This is a genomic window from Sphingosinithalassobacter tenebrarum, from assembly GCF_011057975.1.
In the GTDB taxonomy this organism is placed as follows: Bacteria; Pseudomonadota; Alphaproteobacteria; order Sphingomonadales; family Sphingomonadaceae; genus Sphingomonas; species Sphingomonas tenebrarum.
In genome coordinates this window covers 1615188-1639584 of record NZ_CP049109.1, presented here as the reverse complement: position 1 = coordinate 1639584, position 24397 = coordinate 1615188, and the positions used below count along the sequence as shown (strand labels likewise).

The window sequence follows — 24397 nt, the reverse complement described above, 5'->3', positions numbered from 1 at the left end:
GATGTCGCTGCTTCGCCCCCTGATTGCATTCTGCACGCTGGTTGCGCTGCTCGGCAGCGGGATGGTGATGGCGAGTGCTCCGGCGCATGCGATGGCGGGGAACGTCACTGTCTCCGAACATTGCCCGGCGATGCCGCCGCATGAAGGACACAAGGCGCCCGAAAAGGCCCCCGGTTTCGATTGTATGACGACCTGCGCGGTGGTTACCCCGGCGACGCCGATCGTCGCGCCGCGGACCGAACGGCTCTGGTCGCCGCCGCCGATGGCGCGGCAGGCGCCACTGGCCGAAACACGCCTGCCCACCGGCACCCCGCCTCCGCGCCTGGGCTGACGGTTCGTTCGGCTTCCGATCGGAAGCCGACGCTTTCCTTCAGCCAGGAGCCGCCGCTTTCGGCGGCCGGAGACTATCAATGAACATGACCGAATTGAGCCGGCGCATGCTGCTGCGCTCGGCGATCGTTGGCGGGGCCGGTATGGGCCTTGCTCCGCTCTTTCCCGCCTGGGCGCAGAGCGGCACTCCGGGCCTTGCCGCCAAAGGCAGCAACCCGCTGTCCGGCGAGCATATCGCGCTCGATATCGCGCGCACGCCGTTCGAAGTGGACGGCCGAACGGGCCATGCCGTGACGATGAACGGCACGCTGCCCGGACCGTTGCTGCGGCTGCGCGAAGGCCAGCGAGTGCACTTTGCCGTCACCAATCATCTTGACGAGGACAGCTCGATCCACTGGCACGGGCTGCTGGTGCCGTTCGCAATGGACGGCGTTCCGGGCGTCAGCTTTCCCGGTATCCGGCCCGGCGAAACGTTCGACTATGAATTCACCGTCCGCCAGAACGGCACCTACTGGTATCACAGCCATTCGGGGCTGCAGGAACTACAGGGCCATTACGGACCGATCGTGATCGATCCCGCCGACGCCGATCCCGTCGCCTATGACCGCGAGCATGTGATGGTGCTGTCGGACTGGAGCTTCCTCCACCCGCACAGCATCATCGCGCGGCTGAAGCAGGAAAGCGGCTTCTTCAATCGCCACAAATCGACCTTGTTCGGTCCCGACGCGGCGGCGCAGCGCATGTCGGGCGGAATGCTCCGCGAATTCGCGGCGATGCGGATGGACCCGACCGACATTTCCGATGTCAGCCAGGCGGCGCTGACGTTGCTGGTCAATGGCCATTCGCCGCAGGAGAACTGGACCGGACTGTTCGCGCCGGGCGAGCGGGTGCGGCTGCGCGTGATCAACTCGGCGGCGATGACCTTCTTCAACCTGCGCATTCCCGGCCTGCGGCTCGAAGTTGTCGCGGTGGACGGGCAGAATGTCCGGCCGGTCACGGTCGACGAACTGCAGATGGCGCCCGCCGAGACCTATGACTTGATCGTCACGCCGACCGACGAGCGCGCCTATACGGTGATGGCGGAATCGGTAGATCGTTCGACCTATGCCCGCGCCACGCTGGCGCCGCGCATGGGGATGGAAGGCGAAGTGCCCGGGCTGCGCCGGCGCCCGCTTCTCACCATGACCGATATGGGCATGGGCGGCATGGAATCCGGCGGCACGCACGACATGGCGGGCATGGATCGTGCTGCCATGTCCAGCGGCGGCGCGATGGAACATGGCATGCGCGACAAGTCGTCGGTCGATTTCCCGGTCGGCGTCGGCGTCGACATGATCGCGCCGATGCCGGTCGATCGCACCGGCTATCCCGGCCTCGGGCTCGAGGATGTCGGCCACCGCGTGCTCAATTATCGCGACCTGATGGCGCTGACGCCCAATCCCAACACCCGCGCGCCAAGCCGGATGATCGAAGTGCACCTCACCGGCAATATGGAGCGCTTCATGTGGTCGATGGACGGGGAGAAATTCTCCGACGGCGTCGAGCCGATCCGCTTCGCGCGCGACGAACGGGTGCGGGTGAAGCTGATCAACGACACCATGATGGCGCATCCGATCCACCTGCACGGCCATTTCTTCGAGATCGTCAACGGCCACGGCCCGCGCCAGCCGAAAAAGCACACCATCATCGTCCAGCCCGGCGGGACGGCCAGCTTCGATCTGACCGCGGACGAGCCCGGAGACTGGGCATTTCACTGCCATTTGCTGCTCCACATGCATGCCGGGATGATGCGTGTCGTCACGGTCCGTCCGCTGGAGGGAGGCGCATGATGAAGTATCTTGCCGCACTTCTCCTCGCCGGTGTAGCCACGCCCGCACTCGCGCAGCATGCCGGGCATGACATGCAGGTTCCTCCAAAGGCCGAATCGCCTGCCGAGGAGGACCATTCGATGCCGATGCAGCATGGCGATCCTGCGATGCAGGACATGCCGATGATGGATCATGGTGCGTCCTCGCAGGACCCGCCTGTCGCCGGGCCGCCACCGGCTGCACGCACCGGCCCGGCCCATGCCGCCGACACTGTGTTCGACCCGCAGGCAATGGCGGTCGCGCGCGCGCAGACCGAACAGGCGATGGGCGCGATCCTCACCTCGAAGGTGCTGATCGACCGCGTCGAATATCGCGCCCGGGACGGCGATGACGGCTATCTGTGGGATGGCCAGGCCTGGTATGGCGGCGACATCGACAAGCTGTGGATCAAGAGCGAAGGCGAAGGCAGCTTCGGCGAACCGCTCGAACATGGCGAGGCACAGGCGCTGTGGAGCCATGCTCTCGACCCCTGGTTCGATCTGCAGATCGGCGTGCGCCAGGATTTCGGCGTCGGGCCGGATCGCACGCATCTCGCCATCGGCGTGCAGGGCCTCGCGCCCTATTGGTTCGAAGTCGATGGCGCTCTCTTCGTTTCGAACGAAGGCGATGTCACGGCGCGTGCCGAAGCGGAATATGATCTGCGACTGACGCAGAAGCTGATCCTTCAGCCGCGCGCCGAAGTGAATCTGTCCGCGCAGGACATTCCCGAACTGGGGATCGGATCGGGTCTGTCGACGGCCGAAGCCGGGCTGCGGTTGCGCTATGCGATCGAGCCGCAATTCGCCCCTTATGTCGGCGTGAGCTGGGAACGCAGCTTCGGGCATACGCGCGACTATGCCCGGCAACAGGGTGAACCCAGCGGCGGATTCGCATTCACCTTCGGCCTGCGAAGCTGGTTCTGACCCAGAGGAAGGCGAGTGCTGGAGCGCTCGCCCTTCGCACCTAGTGCGGCGCCGCGAATTGCGGCGCATCCGGCGGGATTGCCGCGCCGCGCCAGCGCTCGACGGGAACGGCGTCATATTCGCCGTCGCCCGTCAGCCGGCGGCGGATCAAAGCGGCTTCCTGCTGGCTAGTGTCGCCGATCGTCGCGCGGGTTCGAACCCAGAACGTGTCCGAGGCAAAGCCCGCGCCACGAGGCATCGTAACGCGCTCGGCCTCCAGATCGCGCTGTGTGAGATATCCCTGCCGCTCGCGCACGGTCGCCAGCCGTTCTGCGACGCCGCTATCGCCGAACAGGATCGTCAGCAACATCGGGTCGGCTGCGTTTAGGTTGATCGCGGTCTCGCCCGGCAGCGCCGTCACCAGCCGCTCCAGCCGCGCCGCCACCGCCGGATCGACTCCCGCCATCCGCAGCGGGCGCAGATCGGTGACCGGGCCAGTAGCGACGACAAGCTCGATCAGCCGCACCGTCTGTTCGGGCGTGGCACCGGCATTGGCGGCGATGTTGCGGAACAGCACGATCGGTGCCGCCGCACCAGTGCGTACCATGTTGATGTTGAACCGCCCCTGCGCATCCGCGATGGCGAGGTCGAAACGCCCGCCTTCGATCGGAGCGCCGCTTTCGGAAAGACGCGCCCAAGCTTCGCGCCCGTGATCGGCCTGCTCGCGCTGGCGTTCGGCATCGCGGCGCAGCGCGACCCGCGCCGAAAGCTCGCCACCGCGAACGATCGCCAGCGCGCGTGAGGCCTCACGCATCCGCAGCCCCCGGTCGAGCGCCAGCTGCTCGTGACTGATCAGCAACAGCACCAGGCTGGCGGCGATCGCCACGAACATGAGCACGTTGACGAGGATCATCCCCGTCTCGTCGTCCTCTTCACGGCGCACGCGCTTCATTCCGCCGGCTCCGGCTTAGCGTCTGGCCGGGCGGGCAAGGCGATCACGCGACGCAGCGTCCCGCTGCCCGGCCCCTGCCCCGCCAGTTCCAGATCGACCGCGACGGCGCGCGGCCAGGCATCGGGCCGCGCTTCGTCGATCGGCCAGCGATCCTGCCATTCGCCGTCCCAATATTGCCAGCGCATCGCGGTGACGCCGGGCAGCAGCAGCTGGGGCATCCCGCCGATATTGCGGACCAGCGTGCCGCCATTCAACTGATAGCGCATCGCCACCGGAGCGCCGCCGAAACCGGGCGCGGCGCGCGTGAAGCCGATGCCGGCGGCATCGCCGCTGATCGGCCCCCGCGCGATCTGATCGAGATCGTCGGTTATGACATAGGTCGTCCGCTGCAGCTGGCCGAGCCGGTCAAGCCGCACTTCGGTGCGCTCGCCCACCCCCAATATGCCGTCGACCATCGCCAGTCCCGCCACCGCGATCAGCGCGAACAGGCCCAGCGACACCATCACCTCGATCAGCGTGAAACCGGCTTCCCGCCCGGATTCGCGCGGACGGGCGTTCATGCCCCCGAACTCGCCGCCACTTTCTCATATCCATTGGCCGACGCGAGCAGGATCGCGAAATCGCGCGCCACGCTGCCGTCAGTACGAAAGCGCACCGCGCCGGTGACGCAGCGAAACCCCTGACTGGTCAGCAGCCCCTCGCCGCTCAGCGCGTCGCGCTGGCGCAGCGCGTGACATATCTTGGCCGCGTCATAGGCCAGTGCCGTGATCGTGCCGGCACTGCCGCCGTTGCGGGCTTCATATTCGGTGGCGAAATCGCCGAATGCCGCGGGATCGGGGCCGGCGATCCACGCTCCATCGAGCGCGTCGAGCGCATCGGGGCGGTTGTCGATCGCCTGCAGCGTGCCAAGCAGTTGCACGCCGCTGCCGCGAAGCCGGCGCGCCACCGAAAGCGTCGCATTGCCGCTGCCGGGCAGCAGCACCGCATCGGGCGCGTCCTCGAGCGTAAACAGCGGCTGCTCTCCAGTCGGCGCGATCACGCTGACGCGCAGCCCGATTTCATGTTCCATCCGCCCCGCCTCGACTGCGCAGGCCGCGCTCCAGGCCGATCCATCGTCCACCACGGATACAACGCGAACCCCGCGCCCGCGGGCATAGCGCAGGATCGCACTGGTGACCTGCGCCGGAGTGATGCCGAACACCCAGCTTCCCGGCGCGCGCTTCAATGCGTCGTTGGTGAAGGAAATGATCGGCGCACGCCCGGCCACGGTGCCGGTGACGGCGGGAACCTCCTCTGCGGTAAGCGGGCCCAGGATCATGCCCGGATCGCGACGCAGCGCCTGCGCCGCCGCATCGGCCGCGCCCTGCGCTGTCCCACCAGTGTCATATGCCTGGACCAGATCCGCCTTTTCGGCGAGCAACACCGCCTGCCGCATGCTAAGCCCCAGCTGCGCATGGGCGCCGGTGAGCGGCAACAAAAGCGCCAGCGGCCGCTTGTCCTCGCGGTCGGCGGCAAAACCAGGGAGTGAGGCAAATGCCGTTGACGCTACGATCCCCGAACCGGCGGCGCGAAGCAGCCGACGGCGGTTCACGGGCGAATCCAGGCGAGGGGTCAGGCGCACGGCGGCCTATTATCCTTTTCGCGGCGCTCGGCATAGCCTCCTATGCGCTCGCGATGCTCGTTACCATGCCCGCCAGCGTGGCGTTCAAGAACCATCCCTGGCGCACCGGCGTATCGGGCACCTTGTGGAATGGCGAAGTCGGCATTGCCGGGGGCAGCACGCTGCGCTGGCGGTTCGCGCCGCTGCGATCGCTGACCAGCCTCGGCTTCGCCGCAGACTGGCACGCGACCGGGCCGAACACCGATCTGGGCGGCCGGATGCTGATGCGGCCGGGCCGCGTCGTGCTCGATGAAGTCGGTGGCGCGGCCGACGCCAGCCTGTTGCGGCTGATGGGTGCGCGCCTGCCCTTTTCGTGCGACTTCGCGATGCAGGTGCAGATGGAGCGCATCGCGCTGGGCGGTTCGGGGCAGATGATGCAGGGCAATGCCGTGACCGATCCGGGCAATTGCCGGACGACCGGCGGTGCCGCCACGCCCGTCCCCGCGCTCTATTTCGATGCCCGCGCAATCGGCAGCGAATCGCGCATCCGCCTGACCCCGGCGACGCAGCGGCGCAACACACTGGTTTCGGCGGTGCTGAGCGAAAGCGGCGCGATGGAAATCAGCGCGACGCGCGACGGCGCGACCACCCTGCCCTTTCTCGGCATTCCCCCGGGGGCGAGCATCCAGACGCAGTTCTGATCGGTTCACGCTGGCCCCCGAACGCCGCATCACATCGCGACGAGATCGTTGAGGCTGATGATCGGCAGCAGAATCGCGAGCACCATCATCAGCACAAGGCCGCCCATCACCAGCAGCACCAGCGGTTCCGCCAGCGCGACGAGCGTCGTGACCTGCGCATCGAGTTCGCGCTCCAGCTCGCCCGACGCGCGTGACAGCGCCGGTGCCAGCTTGCCGCTGGATTCGCCCGACGCGACGATCGCAGTCAGCATCGAGGGGAAGACGCCCGATTCCTGCATCGCCGCGCGCAGGCTCATCCCTTCGCGCACGCGCATCGCCACGCCCAGCGTCTTTTCGCGGACATGGTGGTTGGGCGTCACCGCCGCCGCCGCCTGAAGCGCCTCGACCAGCGGCACCGCACTGCCGACCAGCGTCGCCAGGCTGCCCGCGAACCGCGCGGCGTTGAGCTGGCGGGAAAAGCGGCGCAGCGGCGAACGTTCGTTGAACAGCCGATGCAGCGTCAATCGGTTCTTCGGCACGCGCGCCCATCGGCCGAGGATCAACCCGCCCACGACAATGCCGAGCAGCAGCCAGAGGCCGAAGGTTTGCAGGAACCAGCTAACCGCAATCAGCGCGCGCGTGAGAAAGGGCAGATCGGCCCCCCGGCTGACGAAGACGCGCACGATATCGGGCACGACATAGACGAGCAGCAACACCATCATGCCAAACGAAACCAGTGCCAGAAGCGCGGGATAGAGCAGCGCCAGCTGCAGCTTCTGCCCGTTCGCCTGCCGGTTCTCCACGAATTCCGCGAGGTGTTCGAGCACGCTTGGCAGCTTTCCCGACGCTTCCCCCGCAGCGACCGAGGCGCGATAGAATTCGGGAAATGCCCTGGGATGCTGGCCAAGCGCCGACGCGAAGCTGCGCCCGTCCAGGATCGCGGCGCGAACATCGAGCAGCAGCGTGCTGACGGCGGGCTGTTCGGCCTGCGACGCGATCAGGCGTAGCGCTTCCTCGATCGCGATGTCGGAACCTACCAGCGTCGCGATCTGCCGCGTGACGGTGGCAAGGTTGCGCGCACTGATCCCGCGCCCGCGCAGCGACGGCAGCGTCAGCCCGCGCCTGCGTTCGGATGCCGCTTCCACCGAGATCGGCAACAGCGCCTGTTCGCGCAGCGCGGCGCGCGCGGCCGCCGGACTCACGGCTTCGATCACGCCCTTTCGGGCGGCGCCCGACTTGTCGGCGGCGCGATAGGCATAGGCCGGCATGTCAGTGCTCCCAAACCCGCGGAAATGCGTCGAAGTTCGCACCGGGTCGCGACGTAGCGCGCGTACGCGCGCTCGCGCGCACACGCGCGAGGCCGATTTCGGCAGCGAAATTTCCGGTCGGATCGGCGCGGTGAATCATCGTGGCGACCATAAGCATATCGGCGCGCTGTAGGACAGCGACGAAGTGCGCGAAGCAGCCCCGTTGTGCTGCCTCGCCGCTGGCGCGGAACCTTGCCAGCAGGGGGACGAGGTCTAGCATGACGCCACTCGGCATGACGGCAGGAGATTGCATGCGCTCCTTCGCTATCGTTCGCGGCGGCGAACATGGTGGGAGGAAGGGCTGCGCTGGTCCGGCAGCTCGACTATCCTGCGGGCTTTTCCGCGATCAGCCAGAAACTTCCGTTCGCGCTGCCGCTGGCGGCGCGCCCTTCGGCACGGACCGTCAGCCCCGCCGCTTCCGCCAGTTCGCGCAGCGCGCTGGCCGAATAGAAGTTGATATGCTCGCGCATCGACACGAAGCCGAAGGGCGGCAGCACGCCGGTCTTCACGCGAAACGCAGTGCCATAGACATCGGCGGCGAGCAGCAGGCGCGGATGCCGTGAAAGCCACGCCATCGCGCCGCGCCCGATCCGCCCGGGGCCAATGCGCCGCCAGATCTGATCGGGCACTTCCAGATAGGCCATGCCGCCCGGACGCAGCAGCCGCGCGATATCCGCGACCAGCGCGGCGGGATCGGAGACATGCTCGAGCACCTGCGCGCAGGTTGCCAGATCGGCGCCCTCCGGCAGTGCGTCGGACGTTTCGATCACGGTCACGCCGGGCCGCCCGGGCGTGCCGGAAAGATCGAATGACACTTTTTGTGCCGCATCCAGATTGACGATCAACGTTCCGTCGCCGCCGCCATAATCAAGGACATAGTCGAAGCGCGGACCCAGCCCCGCTTCGCGCAATGCCGCATCCAGCCCCTGTCGCCGTTCGTCCGATGCCAGCATCGCCCCGGTCGCGTCATGCGCGGCACGGGTGTAAAAGGGTTCGTGCCGGTTGCGCTCGCGAAAATAGGCCTCGTCACGGTACCCGCTGTAATAGGCGGCACCCTCGGCATCGCTCAGTCCGCGATCGTAGAAGCGGAAATCGCAATCGGGACACCGGTAAAGCCGGCACGGTTCGGGCGTACCGCCCCATGCCTTGTCCGCCAGATAGGGCGATACGACCGAAATCTCGCTCGCCAGCGCTTGCTTGCCGCAACACAGGCAGCCCGAAGCGCCCCGATCCGCGATATCGACTGTCATGGCGCGCATCCTTAACGGCAGCGGCGCAAATGCAAATCCCTATCCCTCGTCGCGAACGACGCGAGCGACTTCCTCCACGGTGGTCACACCGTCCTTCACCTTGGCGATGCCGTCATCGAGCAGGCCAGGATTGTCCTTGCGGGCGTAGCGTTCCAGCTCGGCTTCGGACGCGCCTTCGTGGATCATCGTCTGGAATTTCTCGTCGACTGCGATGACTTCGTAGAGACCCGCGCGACCGCGATAGCCCTCGCCATGACACTGGTCGCACCCGACCGCGCGCCACAGCTTCCTGCCCGGCTTGATCGCGCCGCCGAGCAGCACCGAATCGGCCTCGGTCGCTTCGTCCTTGCGGCGGCATTCGGGGCAGAGGCGACGCACGAGCCGCTGCGCGCACAGCCCGACGACCATCGGGGCGAGCAAGTAGCGCTCGACGCCCATGTCGATCAGGCGCGTCACCGATCCCACCGCCGAATTGGTGTGCAGAGTCGAAAGGACGAAATGGCCCGTCATCGCCGATCGGACCGCGACCTGCGCGGTTTCCTGATCGCGGATTTCGCCGACCATGATGACATCGGGGTCCTGACGCAGGATCGCGCGCAGGCCACGCGCGAAGGTCATGTCGGTGCGCGGATTTACCTGGGTCTGGGCGATACCCGCCAGCTCATATTCAATGGGGTCTTCGACCGTCATCACATTGCGCTTGCGGTCGTTGAGGCGAGTCAGCGCGGTGTAGAGCGTGGTCGTCTTGCCTGATCCGGTCGGGCCGGTGACGAGCAGGATGCCGTGCGGGCGTTCGAGCAGCCGGCCGAAAACGGCGCAGTCGCGCTCGCTCATCCCGAGTCCGCCGAGTTCGAGCTTCATCGACCCGCGTTCGAGCAGGCGCATCACCACGCGCTCGCCATGCTGCGTCGGGATGGTCGAAACGCGCGCGTCGACATCATGGCCGCCGATGCGCAATGTCACGCGGCCGTCCTGCGGCACGCGCTTCTCCGCGATATCGAGCTTCGCCATCACCTTGATGCGGCTGACGAGCAGCGGTGCCAGGGCGCGCGGCGGCTCGATCATATCGCGCAGCACACCATCGACGCGGAGGCGGACGACGAGCCGCTTTTCCTGCGTTTCGATGTGAACGTCCGATGCGCCTTCCTTGATTGCCTCGAGCAGTAGCGCGTTGATCAACCGGATGACCGGCGCATCGTCGCGCGTTTCGAGCAAGTCGTCGACCGCCGCCGCACTATCGGCCAGCGAGGCAAGGTCCATGTCGCCCAGATCGAGATCGGCGGTGCCGCCGCGATCGGCATAGGCACTGGCAAGCGCGGCGGCGAACCCTTCTTCATCGACGGCGTGAAAGGCCGCTTCGGGTGCCACGCGCTGCACTTCGAGCAACGCGTCGAGCGCGGCGTCATGGCGATGGACGCACTCGATCCCTCCCGTCGCGCCCGGGCGCAGCAGCACCCCCTGCCGGCGTGCGAAACCATATGGGAGCGTGCGCGGTTCATGGCCCGTTCCGGGCAGCGTCAGCGGTTCGTTCATTGGGCGAAATCCACGGTGGCGCTCACCTGACCGGGCGCGGTGCCGCGACGGATGTCGGCGCGCGTCAGCTTCAGGCTGCTGCTGGTCGAAATATCGGCGATCCAGCCGAGGATCGCATCGTAACCGCCCCGGGCGATTTCTGCGCGCGCGCCTTCGGGCGTGGCGATGACGACGGCGTCGATTCCCCTGGCCTGCGCCGCGGCGTTGAGGATATCGACCGGCGTTCCGCTGCGCATTTCGGGAGGCGGCGCGGCGGAAAGCGCGCCGGCGGCGCGAATGCGCGCATTGAGCGTCTCATAGGTGCGAATGTCCTGAAGCGCGTCGGCGCGCGCGGCCTGAAGCGGCTTCACCACACCGTAGATCAGGATCAGCAGGCCGAGGAACACGCCCAGCCCGCCGACCATCCAGCGTTCGCGCGAACTGAGGCCGTTCCACCAGTCGGCGGCGCGGGCAAGGGCGTTGTCGAACGCGGGGGAGCGAAAGCGGCTCATGCGGCGCTCGCCGTAACGCGGATCGTGCCGTCGGGCGACTCCGCAACGCTGGCGGCGACCCCCGCCGATCGCAGCGCGGTTTCGATACGGGCGGCCAGCCCGGTGTCGTCGGCGGCGAAATCGAGCGTCAGCGTATCGGCCTGGAACGCCATCGCCTGCATCCGCAGGCCGCCGCCGATCGGCGCGAGCGCACCCGAGATGCGCGAGAGCGTCGGCAGGAACAGTTGCGGCACGGCGCCCCCTCCGCCGACAGGGAGCAATTCGGTGACGGCATCGACCGGGTCCTCGCCCAGCGTCACCTGCGGCGCCATTTGCGCCACCAGCGCGCGGGTTTCGGCCTCGCGGCGATCGGCGATGACATGGAGCATCGCCGTATCGGCCAGCGCGATCGCCGCATGCGCCGCCACGCCGATCCCGACGATCCACGCCGCGCGCCGCCAGAGCGGTCCGCCCGCGCCGCCGCGCGCATATTCGCCCTGCCGCAAGTCGAGCGCGGGCTTCGCCAGCCGCGCGAGCAAACCGTCGCGATCGATCGCGGCTTGCGAACCATGCCCGGCCATCTCCTCGGGCGGGGCATCGCCGCTCCACGAAAAGTCCGGTCGTCCGGCGGCTTCCCAGGCCGAGCGCAGCAGCGAAACCCGGCAGGCAAAACCGCCTTCGCCGGTGCGCACCATCGCCCGGCCGGCATCGCAATCGATCCACCACCGGCCCGCGTCCACGCCGGGCAAGGCCAGCGCGTCGGGAACCATCGCCGCACCGCCCAGACCATATTCCGACGCGGTGGCGAGCCAGCGCTCCATCGTCTCGCGCCGGACGACACCGACCAGATAGCGTTTGTCGCCCAGCGATTCGCCCAGCGCCAGATGGACCTGATCGATCGACTCGGCGATCTGGTCCTCGACCGCGAAGGGCAATGCCTCGAGCCGCTTCGTGCGCGAGGACAGCGGCAGGTCGACTGCCATCAACCGCACCGATTCGGCGGGCACCAGCAGGGTTGCCGGGCCCTCTGCCTCGACTATGCTGGGCACGTCGCCGCCGAGCAGCCACACACCGCCGACACGATCCGGCGCGGCGACATCCGCTTCGTCGATTGTCATAGTATTTTCATCGAGTGAACGCATGGGACCGCGATGCGCATAGTTTTCCAACAATTTTGTGACAGCCTGACAGTCCGTCCCGCGGACCGCAAGCGTCCCGCCCCCGGCGAAACGGGCCTGACCCTCATCGAAATGCTGGTCGTTCTGGTGATCATCGCGATTGTCGGCGGCATGATCGCAATGAACGTGATCGATCGCCCCGACGAGGCGCGCGTCACCACGACGAAAACGAACATAAGTGCCATTTCGGGGGCGCTGAAGCTCTACCGGCTCGACAACGGCGTCTATCCCACGACGCAGCAGGGGTTGCAGGCGCTGGTCGAAAAGCCCAGCACGCCACCGGTGCCGACCGCGTGGTCCTCGGGCGGCTATCTCGATTCGCCACCGCTCGATGCTTGGGGCAACCCCTATGTCTATACCAATGAAGGCGCGCGCTTCTCGCTGAAGTCGCTGGGCCGCGACGGCGAGCCGGGGGGCGAAGGCGTCGACGCCGATATCGAGGGCTGAGCCGCGGTCAATCGACCGCGTGCATGGCTTCTGGTACAGGCCTGAACGTCGGCTTTTTTAGCCGGCATGGGGAGGGAGTGGGTTCGGCAGCGTGAGGATCGCCGTCCGAAATCATCTGCACATGCCGCAAGGCCGCGCACCGCGCGCGGGCGAGGCGGGCATGACTCTGATCGAGATGCTGATCGTCCTCGCCATCATCGGGGTCGCCGCCGGCGCGGTTTCGCTGGGGATCGGCGCGGTTACGCGCGCACCCAATGTCGAAACCGAGGCGCGGCGGCTGGCGACGCAGCTTCAGGCGGCGGCGGACGATGCGATGCTCGGCGATCACATGATCGCCTTCACCGTGCGCGAGGACGGTTACGGCTTTTCCGATTACAGCCCGGGCGGGCTGACCGAACGGACCGGCGAGGCTTTCGGATTTCACCAGCTGCCCGGCGGGATCGTGATGACGCTGAACGTCAATCCGCCGGTGGTGCTGGGCGTCGACGGCGCGGGGCAGCCGCTGCTCGCCACGATCGAAAGCGGCGAGCAGCGCTGGATGGTGACGTTCGACGGACTGACGGCGACGGCCGCCCCCGCACCGGAACCGGCGACATGAGCCTGCCGCCCCCCGCCCCCGCGCCGAACGGCTTTTCGCTGATCGAGGCGCTGGTGGCACTGACGGTACTCGCCATTGCCGCAGTCGGCCTTACCCGCACGGTGGAATCGCACATCGATTCGACGCGCGGACTGGAACGGCGCGCGACAGCGATGTGGGTCGCGGAAAACCGGCTGGCGGAATTGTCGCTCGGCGCGACGGGTATGCCGGGGACGGTGACGATGCTGAACCAGGACTGGCAGGTCGATACGCAGCGCGAGCGCACCGACGATCCTGAGATCGAGCGCGTCCGCATCGCCGTGCGCGCGCCGGGCGAGGAATCGCCGCTTGCAACGCTCGACGGCTTCGTGGACGCACGCCGCCGATGATGCAGCGATTCGCCCTTTCCCCGCGCCAGGCACGCATCGCGCTGACGCTGCTGACCGGTGCGGTGGTGGTTTCGCTGGCGTTCGCGCTGGCCGGGCTGACCTGGCGCATCGCAGGCCATGCGGGCACGGGAGCGATCACGGTGCCGTCCGGCGGCGCTTCGGCGCCCGCGCCCGATATCGCGCCGGCGCTTGCCCTTGCCCCGTTCGGCAAGCCCGCCGTCGGCGAGGCGACGCAGCGCACGGGCCTGCCGCTCGAACTCAAGGGCGTGGTCGCCGCCATTCCCGCTTCGCTCTCCACTGCCTATATTTCGGTCGAGGGCGCCCCGGCCGAAAGCTTCGCCGTAGGCGATCGCGTGAGCGGCAGCACGATCCGCAGCATCCTGCGCGACCGCGTGGTGATCGAAAATGGCGGGCGCGTGGAAGCGCTCTATTTCCCCGACCCGACGCTGTCGCCCGAACAACGCCAGGCGCAGGCATCGGCGCCTGCATCCGGGCCCGCACCTTCGGCGCCAGATGCGGCAAATCCCGCCGCGCTGCTCCAGCGGTTCGACGCCACGCCGACCGAGCAAGGGCTGCGCATCGGCGACAGCCCGCCGCCGGGCCTGCAACCGGGCGACGTGATCGAGACAGTCAACGGCGCCGCGGTCAACGATCCCGCTTCGGCAGCGGCGGCAATCCAGGGCGCGCAGGCCAGTGGTAACGCCAGCGTCACAGTGAACCGCCAAGGTACCCGGCTAACCATCACCATGCCCATTCGCTAGGGAAAGCTCCGTGCATCTGATCCGCTTCTCCATTCCCATGCTGGCGGCTGCCGGAATGCTGCTGACCCCGCCCGCGGCAGTGATGGCGCAGACCGTCCCGGCGCAGGATGCAGCCGATATCGTCGTGAACATGCGCGGCGTGGAAATCGCCGATGTCGCCGAACAGATTTCGCGCATCACCGGGCGCACGCTGATCCTCGATCCCGCGGTAAAGGGCGTCGTCACCGTCACCTCGGCCCAGCCGCTGTCGCGTGCGGGCGTGTGGGAGCTGTTCCAGTCGGTGCTGCGCGCGAACGGCTATGCGGCGGTGCGATCGGGCCGGGCATGGCGCGTGGTGCCTCAGGCGAACGCCGTGCGCGACGGCGGCGCGCCGACGCGCGGCACGGGCGGGCAGGAACTGACCACGCGGATGATCCGCCTGTCGAACGTGCCCGCCGGCGAGGCCGCGCGCGTCGTCCGCCCGCTGGTCGCCAATTTCGGCAGCGTCGAGCCGCTGACCAGCCCCAATGCGATCGTCGTCACCGACTATGCCGACAATGTCCGCCGCATCGAAGCGATCGTCCGCGATCTCGACGGCGGCAGCGGCGCCAGCTTCGCCAGCATCACGCTGCGCCACGGCAATGCCGCGCAGGTCGCCGAAACGCTGCAAGGCGTGATGGGCGGCGGCGAGCAGACCGTGGGTGGGACGCGGATCGCAGCCGATGTGCGCAGCAACACCGTGATCGTGCGCGGCACGCCCGCCGCCGTCGCCGAGGCGCGCCGCATCGCCGCTTCGCTCGACGAACCGGGCGGCGCAACGCCCACCACGCGCGTCTTCCGCCTTGCCTATGCCGATGCGGAAATGGTGACCGAAGTGCTGCGCGGCACGCTGGGCATCGAATCCGAAGCGACCAACCCGGTCGCGCGCAGCCTTTCGGGCGGATCGCCCAACCGCACCAACCCCACCCAGGCGCTGTCCAACCTGACCTCCGGCAATGGCGGCGAGTTCAGCGCGGCGGAAGCCGCCGCTGCAAGCACCGCGCAGGGCCAGGTGACGACAAGCCGCCAGGAAACCCCAGCCGGTTTCTCCACGCCGGACCTGACCGTGCAGCCCGCGCCCGAGATCAACGCTATCGTCGTGCGCGGCACCCCGGCGATGATCGCGACGATCGAGGAATTGCTCGTCGAGCTCGACGTCCGCCGCCCGCAGGTGCTGATCGAAGCAGCGATTGCCGAAATCACCGGCGACGATGCCGAATCACTCGCGGTTCAGCTCGGCACCAGCGGCGCCGTGCTCGACGATATCGAAGGCGCCGGCACGTCGTTTGGAACGCCGGGCCCCTCGCTCGGCACGATCCTGTCGCTGCTCGGCGTTCCGGCGGGCAATTTGCTCACCAACGGCTTCACCGGCAATGTCGCGATCGGCGACGATTTCTCGATCCTCGTCCAGGCACTGGCGACCTCGACTCGCGCCAACCTGCTCTCGGTGCCGCAGATCACGGTGATCGACAATGGCGTGGGCCAGTTCGTCGCGGCACAGGAAGTCCCGTTCGTCACCGGCTCGATCCTGACCAACAATGCCGACGCCACACCGTTCACCACGATCGAGCGCAAGGATGTGGGCATCACCCTGCGCGTGCTGCCGCGCATCAACGCGGGCGACACGATCCGGCTGGACGTGACGCAGGAAGCATCCTCGATCGCGCCGGTTCAGGTGAGCAGCGCCGCCGACATCATCACCAGCAAGCGTTCGGTGACCACGACCGTCCTCGCCGACAACGGCAGCACGATCGTGCTCGGCGGCCTGACATCGGACGATTATCAGCAGGTGGTGAGCGCGGTGCCGGTCCTGGGGCAGATTCCGATCATCGGCGAGCTGTTCCGATCGCGGCAGGAGGGCCATACCAAGCGGACCCTGTTCATTTTCCTAAAGCCGACCATCCTGCGCGACGGCGACGATGCTTCGGCCGCCGCTGCCGATCGCTATGCCCGGCTGCGCGCCGAGGAAGCGGAGAACCGCGAGCATCGCAGCCTGTTGCTGCGCCCGCCCCGGCCGCGGTTGAAAGTCGAAATCGACGGAATTTACTGAACCGCGTCTTCCGTCGCCAGCGGCACGCGAATCTGACGGCCGCCGCGCGTGAACGACGCCGCGTCGATCGCCAGCGCGGTCAGCCGCCAGCCGTCGACGCTCTGGCCGATTTCCAGCGTGCGACTCGATCCGTCGGCAAGGCGGACGAGCGCCACCGCACCATCGCCCAGTCGCCCGACGATACCCACCAGATCGGGCGCGTCGGCCGGGAGCGTATCTCCCGCTTCCGGCGCGGCGAAGACCGGGCGGGCATAGGCAGCGACCAGCGGGGCGGGCGAAGCGACGGCGACGGGCCCGCTCGCACCCGAATAGACGGAACGGACCGGCGACGTTCCCGGAGCCAGAAAAAACGGCAACGCGGCGCCGGCCGCCGCCACAACCGCGACTGCGATGATCCGGGGATCCATCATTGCCAAACCATCACTGCAATCGCGCCCATCCGCACCACGCCATCGCCCTGCGCCGAGATGTTCCATTGATCGAAACGCACGATCGGCGGCTCGCGATCGAGCCGGTCGGCAAAGGCGATCACTGATTTCTCCGATCCCGATACGCGCAGCGCCACGGCCGCCAAGCCTTCGGGAGCGCGGCGCGCTTCGATCTGTTCGACCAGCAGGCCCGCCGCGGCAGCGCGCGTGCGGATGCGATGCGCCAGCGCCCGCGTGGCGGCCAGGCCGTCAGCTTGCCCGGCGCGCCATTGTTCGGCGACCAGCGCTCCCGTCTCGATCGGCGGGCGTTCGGCGATCGCGGCTAGGCGCGCATGCTCGGTGCGGGCAGCGGCAAGACCTTCCAGTGCCCTGGGAAGCACCGGCAATATCACCAGTGCAGCGAGCAATCCGCCAGCTGCCCACAGCCATATCGGACGCGCCGTCATTCCGGCCGTCCCGCCACGAAGACCACCATCCCCCGATGGCCCGGTCGCTGGTCGGTGGCGCGCAGCCCGGCAAGCATCGGCTCGTCATGCAACGCTGCAATGGTCCGTTCAGGGTCGGGGCCTTCGATCCTGATGAACACGATGCCGTCGGGACTGCGCTCCATACCTGCGACAAACGCGTCGTCGGGCAAGCCCTTGGCAACCGCTTCAATCACGGTCCCGGGTGAGGCGTTGCTGGTCAGCCGCTGCACCGCGTGGCGAATTGCACGCTCCTGCCGCTCCGCGGCGATCCGCGGTGCTAGTTGCTTGCGCAGAGCCGCATTGCGGGCGTCGATCCAGGCGGTCAGCAGCAGCGTGCTGCACAGGAACAGAACCGGTCCGATGGCGAACAGCAGAAGCGCCGTGGTGGCCCCTCGTGCACCGGCACCCGCCGTGGCGGACGAAGCGGGCCGCAACGCCGCCCAACGCGCCCGCAGCCAAACGCCTACGCGGCCCGCCAGGCTTTCGCGGCGCGTCGCGGGTTCGGAATCAGGCCAGAGCTCCATGCGCGAGCGCTTAGCCCAATTTCGCTGTCCGCGATATCGGCGGATCAGTCGTTGCGGCTGACCGTATGCGCGGTGCCGTCGGCAGTGATCGAAACAAGGTGCATCGTGCCGTTGGTGCAGGTCGCGCGCCAGGTCGGCTGGCCGTTATTGTCCTCGATCCGTTCGGATTCGGTCACGCCCTGGCAATTCACACCGGCATCGTCGAGCGCACGGAACAGCACAACATTGCGCTGACCGTCCCCCATTTCGAGCACGACGCTCTGCACATTCGTCGCAACGCCGTTGATCATCATGCTGTCGTTGGCAGCGCTGTTTTCCGCAGCGGCACCATTGGTTTCCGGCGTTTCACCGCAAGCACCGAGCGCCAGCGCAGCGGCCGCCGTCGCGGCAATCATCAAGCGGTTCATTTCCAGTCTCCTCGCAATCGGTTCTCTTCTGTCGGCAATGCAGCAGCCGCCTCGCGGTTCCTCACCGCCGATAGGCATTGGGAAGCTGATCGTCGGGCGGGCTGAGATAGCGGTCGCGCAGCAGTTGCTGGCGGGTTTCGAGCGGCTGGGCGACACCGTCTATATAAACCGCGACGGCATTGGTGCCGATTTCGAGCGGGTCGCCGTCCCAGATCACGACATCGCCATGCCGCCCGGGGCGCAGCGACCCGAACTGCCCGGCCATGCCGAGCGCTTCGGCGGGGCCGGACGTAATCGCGGCGAAGGCCTGCCCCCATTCGAGGCCGCTGGCGCCGGGAATGCGTGCCAGACCGACGAGATTGCCGGCATATTGCTTCACCCAGCGCGCCTGATGGCTTTCATCGCTGCCGATCGTGCCGATCGCGACAGTGACGCCCGCCGCGAGCATGCGGCCGATATTCGATTGGGTCGCGGCGAGACTTTCGAAGCTGTCGGGCAAATCGGCCAGCGGCTTGGCGATCACCGGCACGCCCGCCGCCGCGATCTGCGAGGCGACGGTCCAGCCCTCGGTCGCGCCGACCAGCACGAGCTTGAGGCGCGGAAACTCCTCGCGCAGGCCCAGGATCACCAGAATGTCCGACCCGCGCTCGACATGCACCATCAGCGGCACCTTGCCCTGCACAACCGGCGCGAGTGCGGCGGCATCGAGCCGGGTGAGAAAGGCATCGGGCCCGCGATCGGCGAAGCTGCGCGGGCTGCGCGCATAATCCTGGGCCTCCATCAGCGCCGTGCGCAGAAAGGCATAGGCGGCGGGACGGCTGCCCCCGGCCTCGCGCGAACCGGCTTCGCCATATTCCATGAACTGGAAGGCGCGCGGGACAGTGACCGCATCCATGTCCGCGCCGAGATCGATGATCGCGCCCTGCCCCGCGAACATCGCGCTGCCCGTATCGGGAGCGACGACCGCCCGGGTAAGTCCCTCGGCGCGGTTGAGCGCGAGCGAGGACGTGCGCGGATTGACTGCAGGCGTGACGTCGATCGCGGCGTGGAAAGGCGAATCGCCCGCCGCGGTGTCGTTGGTCTGGCCGACGCCGGATATTTCGACGATGCCGAGCCGGGTGAAGCCGGCGAAGATGCCCGGCGTCACCCATTTGCCGCCGGCATCGACGGTATCCATTCCGGCGGGCACGGCCACGCCCTGCCCGGCCGCGATGACGCGGCCGCCGCGAATGACGACAGTGCCGCCCTCAACCGGACCGTCACCAGTGCCGATGACGAGCTTTGCATTGGTGATCGCCACGTCCTGCGCGGCAGCGGGAGCAAGCGGCGCGGCGGCGATGGCCGCCGCGGCAATGAGCAGACGCCGGATCAATTGAAACTCCCCCCGCCCGGCTGGCCGAGCTCGAAATCGGACACCGGGCGTCGGCTCGGGTCGTTCATGTCATACATCAGCGCGCCGTCGATCCAGACCATTTGCGGCCGGGTATAGACGCTGAACGGATTGCCGTTCCACAGCACGATATCGGCCATCTTGCCGGGCCTGAGGCTGCCGGTCTTGTCGGCGATGCCGAGCACGCGGGCGGGATTGATCGCCGCCCAGGTCCAGGCCTGTTCCTCCGAAATCGCGATTCCCGCACGGAGCCCGGCGGCACGCGCCTTGGCAACTTCCTGATTGAGCCGCTGGATGCCGTTGGCATCGTCCGAATGGATCAGCCCGCACGCGCCCTGATGTTCAAGGATGGCGAGATTGGCGTCGGTCTCGTCATAGGCTTCCATCTTGAAGCCCCACCAGTCCGCCCAGACCGCGGCGCAGGTGTCGTTCGCCTCCAGCAGATCGGCGATCTTGTACGCTTCCACCGCGTGGTGGAAAGCGGAGACGTGATATCCGAACTCCTTGGCCATATCCATGACGATGGCCATTTCGTCGGCGCGATAGCAGTGATTGTGAACGAGGATCTCGCCATCGAGCACGCCGCGCAGCGTATCCATCGCGATGTCGCGCGAGGGGGGACTGTCGCCGCCCTCCTCCTCATATTTATCCCATTTGCGATCATATTCCTGCGCGCGCGCCCAAGTTTCGCGATCAACGGCGATATTGCCCATCCGCGTCGAAGGCATGCGGCCGCGGCTGCCGTAGACGCGCTTGGGATTTTCGCCGCATGCCATCTTGAGGCCATAGGGCGCGTCGGGGAATTTCATCCCCTGCACGGTGCGGGCATAGACATTCTTGATCGTCACCGAACGGCCGCCCATCAGGTTCGCCGATCCGGGCAGGATCTGCAGCGTCGTGACCCCGCCATTTGCGAGCGCGCGCGAAAAGCCGGGGTCCTGCGGCCAGACGCTGTGTTCGGCCCATACCTCGGGCGTGGTCGGGCTGGTCGCCTCATTGCCGTCGGACAACGCACCGATGCCCGGCGACGGATAGTCGCCGAGATGGCTGTGCACGTCGATAATGCCTGGCGTTACATATTTGCCCGTGCCGTCGATCACGGTCACGCCCGGACCGGCGGCAATATCGGTGCCTACTTCGGCGATTTCGCCGTCGCGGAACAGGATCGACCCGTTTTCGATACGCCCGCCCTCGCCGTCGAGGATCGTGACGTTGGTGACCAGCGTCGGCACCCCCGGATAGCGATGATAGGTCGAGGGATAGGGGTCGCGTGAGTAACTCTCCCCGCCCTTGCCCGGCGTCGCGGCGCTGCTGCCGGCACTCTGCGTTCCGCCACTATCCGGTGTGCAGGCCATCAGCGTGGCCGCGGCACCGATCGCGATCGTCATTCGCAACAAAATGCAATCTCCCCGCACGCTCCCCGCGCGGGAAGCCCCTGCGCCATTGATCGCGCGGGACGCCGCGAATGGCAAGCCAAACCCGGCCCCGCCGACAACACCGGCATCCCGGCGCACGGTTTCTTTTGTACCGATGATATTTTCCCGCTAGAACCAATCGGCCAAGGTCAGGGGCCAGGGGCGTGTCGATTGAATCGAATAGAAATACAGTAAAAAAATCGTTTTCGCTTGCCGAGCAAGGCGCCACGATTACCGCACACTCTTTCGCCGTGCTTGCATTTATATGCAGCTTCACGGCGTTGATGGGGTGGATATTCCCGCTACCCTGGCTGCGGGGCTTCGGTGCCGACCGACTTCCGATCAGCCCGCTTACCGCACTGGGCTATGCCACGCTCGCAGCCGGCATGAGCGCGCTGTTCGCCGACCGAAAACGCGCAGCATACGCGCTGTGGAGTGTCCCCCCTCTCGTCGCGCTGATCACTATCGGCCTGGCGGCACTTCCGGGAATCCCCTCGGACCCGAACATCATGCCGGGCGAGAATTCCGCCGTGACCTTCATCCTGCTGGCGATGGCGGCCTTTGCCTCGGGCCGGGCGACCTGGAGACAGAGCGAGACAGCCGGCGTCGTGGCGAGCGCCGCGATCAGCCTCGCCGTGGTCGCCGTCCCTTTGGCGTTTTTCGCTTCGCACGCGCTGGGTCAGAAGGGGCTGTTCGCAAGCTCGCTGCCCGGGTCGCTTTCGGCGATCACGGTTTCGGTGGCGATTGTCGTCTGGAACATCCGACTGAACTGGAAGGACGGCCAGTCCGAAACCGATCCGAGCTGGCGGCTCGCACGATCGCTGCTGCCGCTGATGCTTATGCTGCCGACGCTGCCGTCGCTGGCGGAAATCATGCTCAGCAATCTCGAGTTGCTGACGCCCGCGGCGCGCGAACTGGCGGTGGTGGTCGGCAATATCGTCATCATCGCCGCCTTCGCCATTTGGGCCCTGCGCCGCGTCGGGCGCGATCACGAACGCATGGCCGAGCTGAACCGGACGCTCGATCACGCATCGATCGCGATCGTCAGTTCACAGGGCACCATTCGCCACTGGCCGAAAGGGTGCGAGCAATTCTACGGCTGGACGGCGAAAGAGGCACTGGGCCGCAACAAGTACGCGCTGCTCCAGTCGCGCTGCCAACAGCATTGGGCGCCCGGCCTGCCCCGATATGTCGGAACCGACACGCAGGAACTTGTCGAAGTGCGCAAGGACGGCACCGAAGTCTCGGTGATCGAACGTGTCAGCCGCTTCGCCAACCGCAACGGAGAAGTACTGCGCGTGCTTTCGATGCTTGATGTTTCCCGGACGGTAGAAGCTGTCGATGCACTGCGCGCCAGCGAGGAGCGGCTGGCGGTGGCGACTGCGGCGCATCAGCTGGGCGTGGTCGATTTCAACATCTCGACCGGAACGATCGAATGGTCACCGGGAGCCGAAACGCGGCTGGGCCTGGAACCGGGCAGCATCAGGGATTTCGAAAGCTGGATCGCATTGGTTCATCCCGAGGATTCCGACCGGATACTCACAACCCTGCGCCAGGTGATGGAAGACCGCGCGGAACACTTCAACTATCGGTACCGCTTCCTGCCACCCGACGGACAGCCGCGTTCGGTGGAAGGATCGGCGCGCGCCTATTTCGATGCCGACGGTACGCTTACACGCGCGGTGGGCGTGGTGCTCGACGTTACCGAGCGCGAGGAAGGCGAAGCCGCACTGCGCGCGAGCGAAGCGCAGTTGCGGTCGATCTTCGACACAGTGCCCGATCCGATGATCGTGTTCGACGAACATGGCCGGATCCTGCGCTACAGCGCGGCGGCGGAGACATTGTGGGGCTATCAGGCCGACGAAGTGCTCGGCAAGCATCTCTCGATGTTGATCCCCGCCGCGGCACGCGGGGGCGATGAGGACGCGGGATCGGAGCCGTTCTTCCTCCGCGCCGCGCCGACATTCGTCGATCTGACGATCAATACCACAGCGCGCACCGCCGGCGGGCGCCTGATCCCGGTGGAGGCGCGAACAAGCGCCACGAACCTGGGCGATCAGACACTGTTCACGGTCTTCTATCGCGATTTGACCGATCAGCTCGCCAATGAAGAGCGTATGAGCGACCTTAACGCCGAGCTCGCCCATGTATCGCGGCAGAGCGCAATGAGCGAACTCGCTGCCGATCTGGCCCATGAACTCAATCAGCCGTTGAGCGCCAGCGCCAATTTCCTGGCGGCCGCGCGCATGCTGATCGAAAATGGCGGGGAAACCGAACGCGTCAGCGAACTGCTACGCATGGGCACCGAACAGACGCAGCGCGCTGGCCAGATCATCCGGCGCCTGCGCGAATTTCTGGCCAAGGGCGAAGTCGAGATGCGCGCCGAGCCGCTCGAACCGACACTGCGCGAGGCGGCGGAGCTGGTATTGTTGGGCACCGGCCAGTTCGATATTCAGATGAAGTACGATATCGAACCGGCGGCCAGGCTGGTATTTGTCGACCGAATTCAAATCCAGCAAGTCGCCGTCAATCTGTTGCGCAATTCAATGGAAGCACTTCGTACGTCGCGAAACTCTAGTCGTTCCATAGAAATTTCCGCCCGCAAAATCAGCGAACATCAAGTGGAAGTAAGCGTTTGCGATAACGGGCCTGGCATCCCCGATGCGCTCTTGACACAACTTTATGCGCGATTCACTTCTACCAAGGATGGTTCGGGAATGGGGATTGGACTTTCGATCAGTAAGCGTATCATCGAAGCATACGGGGGAACATTAAGCGCCGAGAACAGAGCGCAAGGGGGAGCGGTTTTCCGCTTCACGCTTCCGACCGTGGGAGAGGTGGAGGAAGTATGACTCGTACCGTTTATATCGTCGACGACGACGATGCCGTCCGCGCATCGCTGCACGGGCTGTTGTCTGTCCAGCCGGACCTCGTCATTCGGGGCTTCCGAACCGGCGACGCCTTTCTGGAGGAACTGCCCGAACTCGCGCCCGGCGTGGCGCTGCTCGACTTTCACATGCCCGGATCGAGCGGGCTGGATGTACTGCGTCGGATCGGATCGGACGTACGGTTCGCCGCAGTGATCCTGACCGGCCAGGGCAATGTTACGCTGGCCGTCGAGGCAATGAAGGAAGGCGCGCTCGACTTCATCGAGAAGCCATATGAGGCCGAAGAGCTTCTGGCGATCGTCGATGCCGCCTTTTCCAGGCTCGATCAGGACAGCGCCGAGGCCGCCCGGGTGCAATCGGCGACGACCAAGATCGACAAATTGTCACCCCGCGAAACCGATGTGCTCAAGGGACTGATTGAAGGGCGATCGAACAAGATCATCGCCTATGATCTCGATATCAGCCCGCGTACGGTGGAAATCTATCGCGCCAATCTCATGGAAAAGCTGGAAGTACGCAGTCTTTCCGAAGCGTTGCGCATCGCTTTCGCCGCGGGGCTGTTTCCCAAGGAAACCGTCTGACGCGGT

25 protein-coding genes are annotated in these 24397 nt (G+C 66.7%); 11 read left to right on the top strand and 14 right to left on the bottom strand.

The genetic code is table 11. The features are described from left to right. Nucleotide 1 precedes the first annotated feature (1 nt). The 3 genes from G5C33_RS08080 to G5C33_RS08070 all read left to right on the top strand — a co-directional run bounded on the left by G5C33_RS08080 (nucleotide 2) and on the right by G5C33_RS08070 (nucleotide 3100). On the top strand, nucleotides 2-331 hold the full coding sequence (locus tag G5C33_RS08080; RefSeq protein ID WP_165326751.1) for a hypothetical protein: 330 nt from the start codon (nucleotides 2-4) through the stop codon (nucleotides 329-331). A 79-nt stretch (nucleotides 332-410) separates the two neighbouring features. Next, entirely contained in the window at nucleotides 411-2159 is a 1749-nt protein-coding gene (locus G5C33_RS08075; protein WP_206518656.1) for a copper resistance system multicopper oxidase, read from the top strand. Further along, nucleotides 2156-3100 (top strand): copper resistance protein B, encoded by a 945-nt coding sequence (locus tag G5C33_RS08070; protein ID WP_323126186.1) that lies wholly within the window; start codon nucleotides 2156-2158, stop codon nucleotides 3098-3100. The genes G5C33_RS08075 and G5C33_RS08070 overlap by 4 nt, the downstream gene beginning before the upstream one ends. A 40-nt stretch (nucleotides 3101-3140) precedes the next feature. Here the strand turns inward: G5C33_RS08070 and G5C33_RS08065 are convergent, their stop codons facing one another. The 3 genes from G5C33_RS08065 to G5C33_RS08055 are packed head-to-tail and all read right to left on the bottom strand — an operon-like array spanning nucleotide 3141 to nucleotide 5622. Beyond that, entirely contained in the window at nucleotides 3141-4031 is an 891-nt protein-coding gene (locus G5C33_RS08065) for a type II secretion system minor pseudopilin (protein ID WP_165326749.1), read from the bottom strand. Continuing rightward, the gene (locus tag G5C33_RS08060) at nucleotides 4028-4591 is read right to left on the bottom strand and encodes a type II secretion system protein GspJ (RefSeq protein WP_165326748.1); all 564 of its coding nucleotides are present in this window, start codon (nucleotides 4589-4591) and stop codon (nucleotides 4028-4030) included. Before G5C33_RS08060 ends, G5C33_RS08065 begins: the two co-directional genes overlap by 4 nt. Continuing rightward, nucleotides 4588-5622, bottom strand: a complete 1035-nt coding sequence (locus G5C33_RS08055) for an ABC transporter substrate-binding protein (RefSeq protein WP_165326747.1) — start codon at nucleotides 5620-5622, stop codon at nucleotides 4588-4590. The genes G5C33_RS08060 and G5C33_RS08055 overlap by 4 nt, the downstream gene beginning before the upstream one ends. A gap of 83 nt (nucleotides 5623-5705) precedes the next feature. Between G5C33_RS08055 and G5C33_RS08050 the strand changes: the two genes are divergently transcribed. Further along, nucleotides 5706-6332 (top strand): type II secretion system protein N, encoded by a 627-nt coding sequence (locus G5C33_RS08050; protein WP_165326746.1) that lies wholly within the window; start codon nucleotides 5706-5708, stop codon nucleotides 6330-6332. 29 nt (nucleotides 6333-6361) lie between these two features. Here G5C33_RS08050 and G5C33_RS08045 read toward each other — a convergent pair whose 3' ends face one another. From G5C33_RS08045 to gspL, 5 genes are all read right to left on the bottom strand, one after another. Beyond that, nucleotides 6362-7579: a type II secretion system F family protein gene (locus G5C33_RS08045; protein ID WP_165326745.1), complete on the bottom strand. Its 1218-nt coding sequence runs from the start codon at nucleotides 7577-7579 to the stop codon at nucleotides 6362-6364. A gap of 362 nt (nucleotides 7580-7941) precedes the next feature. Beyond that, nucleotides 7942-8868: a class I SAM-dependent methyltransferase gene (locus G5C33_RS08040; RefSeq protein ID WP_165326744.1), complete on the bottom strand. Its 927-nt coding sequence runs from the start codon at nucleotides 8866-8868 to the stop codon at nucleotides 7942-7944. A 39-nt stretch (nucleotides 8869-8907) separates the two neighbouring features. Next, the gene (gene gspE, locus G5C33_RS08035; protein ID WP_165326743.1) at nucleotides 8908-10401 is read right to left on the bottom strand and encodes a type II secretion system ATPase GspE; all 1494 of its coding nucleotides are present in this window, start codon (nucleotides 10399-10401) and stop codon (nucleotides 8908-8910) included. Further along, a complete protein-coding gene (gene gspM, locus G5C33_RS08030; RefSeq protein WP_165326742.1) occupies nucleotides 10398-10892 on the bottom strand; it encodes a type II secretion system protein GspM in 495 nt (164 codons plus the stop codon). Before gspM ends, gspE begins: the two co-directional genes overlap by 4 nt. Then, on the bottom strand, nucleotides 10889-11989 hold the full coding sequence (gspL, locus tag G5C33_RS08025; protein ID WP_228275237.1) for a type II secretion system protein GspL: 1101 nt from the start codon (nucleotides 11987-11989) through the stop codon (nucleotides 10889-10891). Before gspL ends, gspM begins: the two co-directional genes overlap by 4 nt. Before the next feature lie 33 nt (nucleotides 11990-12022). On the opposite strand from gspL, the gene gspG reads away from it, so the two are divergent. The 5 genes from gspG to gspD all read left to right on the top strand — a co-directional run bounded on the left by gspG (nucleotide 12023) and on the right by gspD (nucleotide 16291). Continuing rightward, nucleotides 12023-12496, top strand: coding sequence for a type II secretion system major pseudopilin GspG (gene gspG / locus G5C33_RS08020; protein WP_165326741.1), 474 nt, complete (start codon nucleotides 12023-12025; stop codon nucleotides 12494-12496). Between the two features lie 91 nt (nucleotides 12497-12587). Beyond that, on the top strand, nucleotides 12588-13094 hold the full coding sequence (locus G5C33_RS08015; RefSeq protein WP_228275236.1) for a prepilin-type N-terminal cleavage/methylation domain-containing protein: 507 nt from the start codon (nucleotides 12588-12590) through the stop codon (nucleotides 13092-13094). Next, nucleotides 13091-13462 (top strand): type II secretion system minor pseudopilin GspI, encoded by a 372-nt coding sequence (gspI, locus tag G5C33_RS08010; protein ID WP_165326740.1) that lies wholly within the window; start codon nucleotides 13091-13093, stop codon nucleotides 13460-13462. The genes G5C33_RS08015 and gspI overlap by 4 nt, the downstream gene beginning before the upstream one ends. Then, nucleotides 13459-14223 carry a type II secretion system protein N gene (locus G5C33_RS08005; RefSeq protein ID WP_228275235.1) on the top strand — a complete coding sequence of 255 codons (765 nt, stop codon included), beginning with the start codon at nucleotides 13459-13461 and terminating at the stop codon, nucleotides 14221-14223. The genes gspI and G5C33_RS08005 overlap by 4 nt, the downstream gene beginning before the upstream one ends. 10 nt (nucleotides 14224-14233) lie before the next feature. Further along, entirely contained in the window at nucleotides 14234-16291 is a 2058-nt protein-coding gene (gene gspD, locus G5C33_RS08000) for a type II secretion system secretin GspD (RefSeq protein WP_228275234.1), read from the top strand. On the opposite strand, the gene G5C33_RS07995 is transcribed toward gspD, so the two are convergent. The 6 genes from G5C33_RS07995 to G5C33_RS07970 all read right to left on the bottom strand — a co-directional run bounded on the left by G5C33_RS07995 (nucleotide 16285) and on the right by G5C33_RS07970 (nucleotide 20895). Next, nucleotides 16285-16701 (bottom strand): hypothetical protein, encoded by a 417-nt coding sequence (locus tag G5C33_RS07995; RefSeq protein WP_165326739.1) that lies wholly within the window; start codon nucleotides 16699-16701, stop codon nucleotides 16285-16287. The genes gspD and G5C33_RS07995 overlap by 7 nt on opposite strands. Next, on the bottom strand, nucleotides 16698-17165 hold the full coding sequence (locus G5C33_RS07990) for a hypothetical protein (protein WP_165326738.1): 468 nt from the start codon (nucleotides 17163-17165) through the stop codon (nucleotides 16698-16700). Before G5C33_RS07990 ends, G5C33_RS07995 begins: the two co-directional genes overlap by 4 nt. Further along, nucleotides 17162-17710 (bottom strand): hypothetical protein, encoded by a 549-nt coding sequence (locus G5C33_RS07985; protein ID WP_165326737.1) that lies wholly within the window; start codon nucleotides 17708-17710, stop codon nucleotides 17162-17164. Before G5C33_RS07985 ends, G5C33_RS07990 begins: the two co-directional genes overlap by 4 nt. Before the next feature lie 44 nt (nucleotides 17711-17754). Next, on the bottom strand, nucleotides 17755-18117 hold the full coding sequence (locus G5C33_RS07980; RefSeq protein WP_165326736.1) for a hypothetical protein: 363 nt from the start codon (nucleotides 18115-18117) through the stop codon (nucleotides 17755-17757). Nucleotides 18118-18178: 61 nt separating this feature from the next. Beyond that, nucleotides 18179-19486, bottom strand: coding sequence for an amidohydrolase family protein (locus tag G5C33_RS07975; RefSeq protein WP_165328756.1), 1308 nt, complete (start codon nucleotides 19484-19486; stop codon nucleotides 18179-18181). Further along, complete coding sequence (locus tag G5C33_RS07970) at nucleotides 19486-20895, bottom strand: amidohydrolase (RefSeq protein WP_206518655.1); 1410 nt, start codon at nucleotides 20893-20895, stop codon at nucleotides 19486-19488. Before G5C33_RS07970 ends, G5C33_RS07975 begins: the two co-directional genes overlap by 1 nt. A gap of 191 nt (nucleotides 20896-21086) precedes the next feature. Between G5C33_RS07970 and G5C33_RS07965 the strand changes: the two genes are divergently transcribed. Together G5C33_RS07965 and G5C33_RS07960 are read left to right on the top strand one after the other, a co-directional pair. Continuing rightward, on the top strand, nucleotides 21087-23774 hold the full coding sequence (locus G5C33_RS07965; RefSeq protein WP_165326734.1) for a PAS domain-containing sensor histidine kinase: 2688 nt from the start codon (nucleotides 21087-21089) through the stop codon (nucleotides 23772-23774). Beyond that, entirely contained in the window at nucleotides 23771-24391 is a 621-nt protein-coding gene (locus G5C33_RS07960) for a response regulator transcription factor (protein WP_165326733.1), read from the top strand. The genes G5C33_RS07965 and G5C33_RS07960 overlap by 4 nt, the downstream gene beginning before the upstream one ends. The last annotated feature ends 6 nt before the right edge of the window (nucleotides 24392-24397 follow it).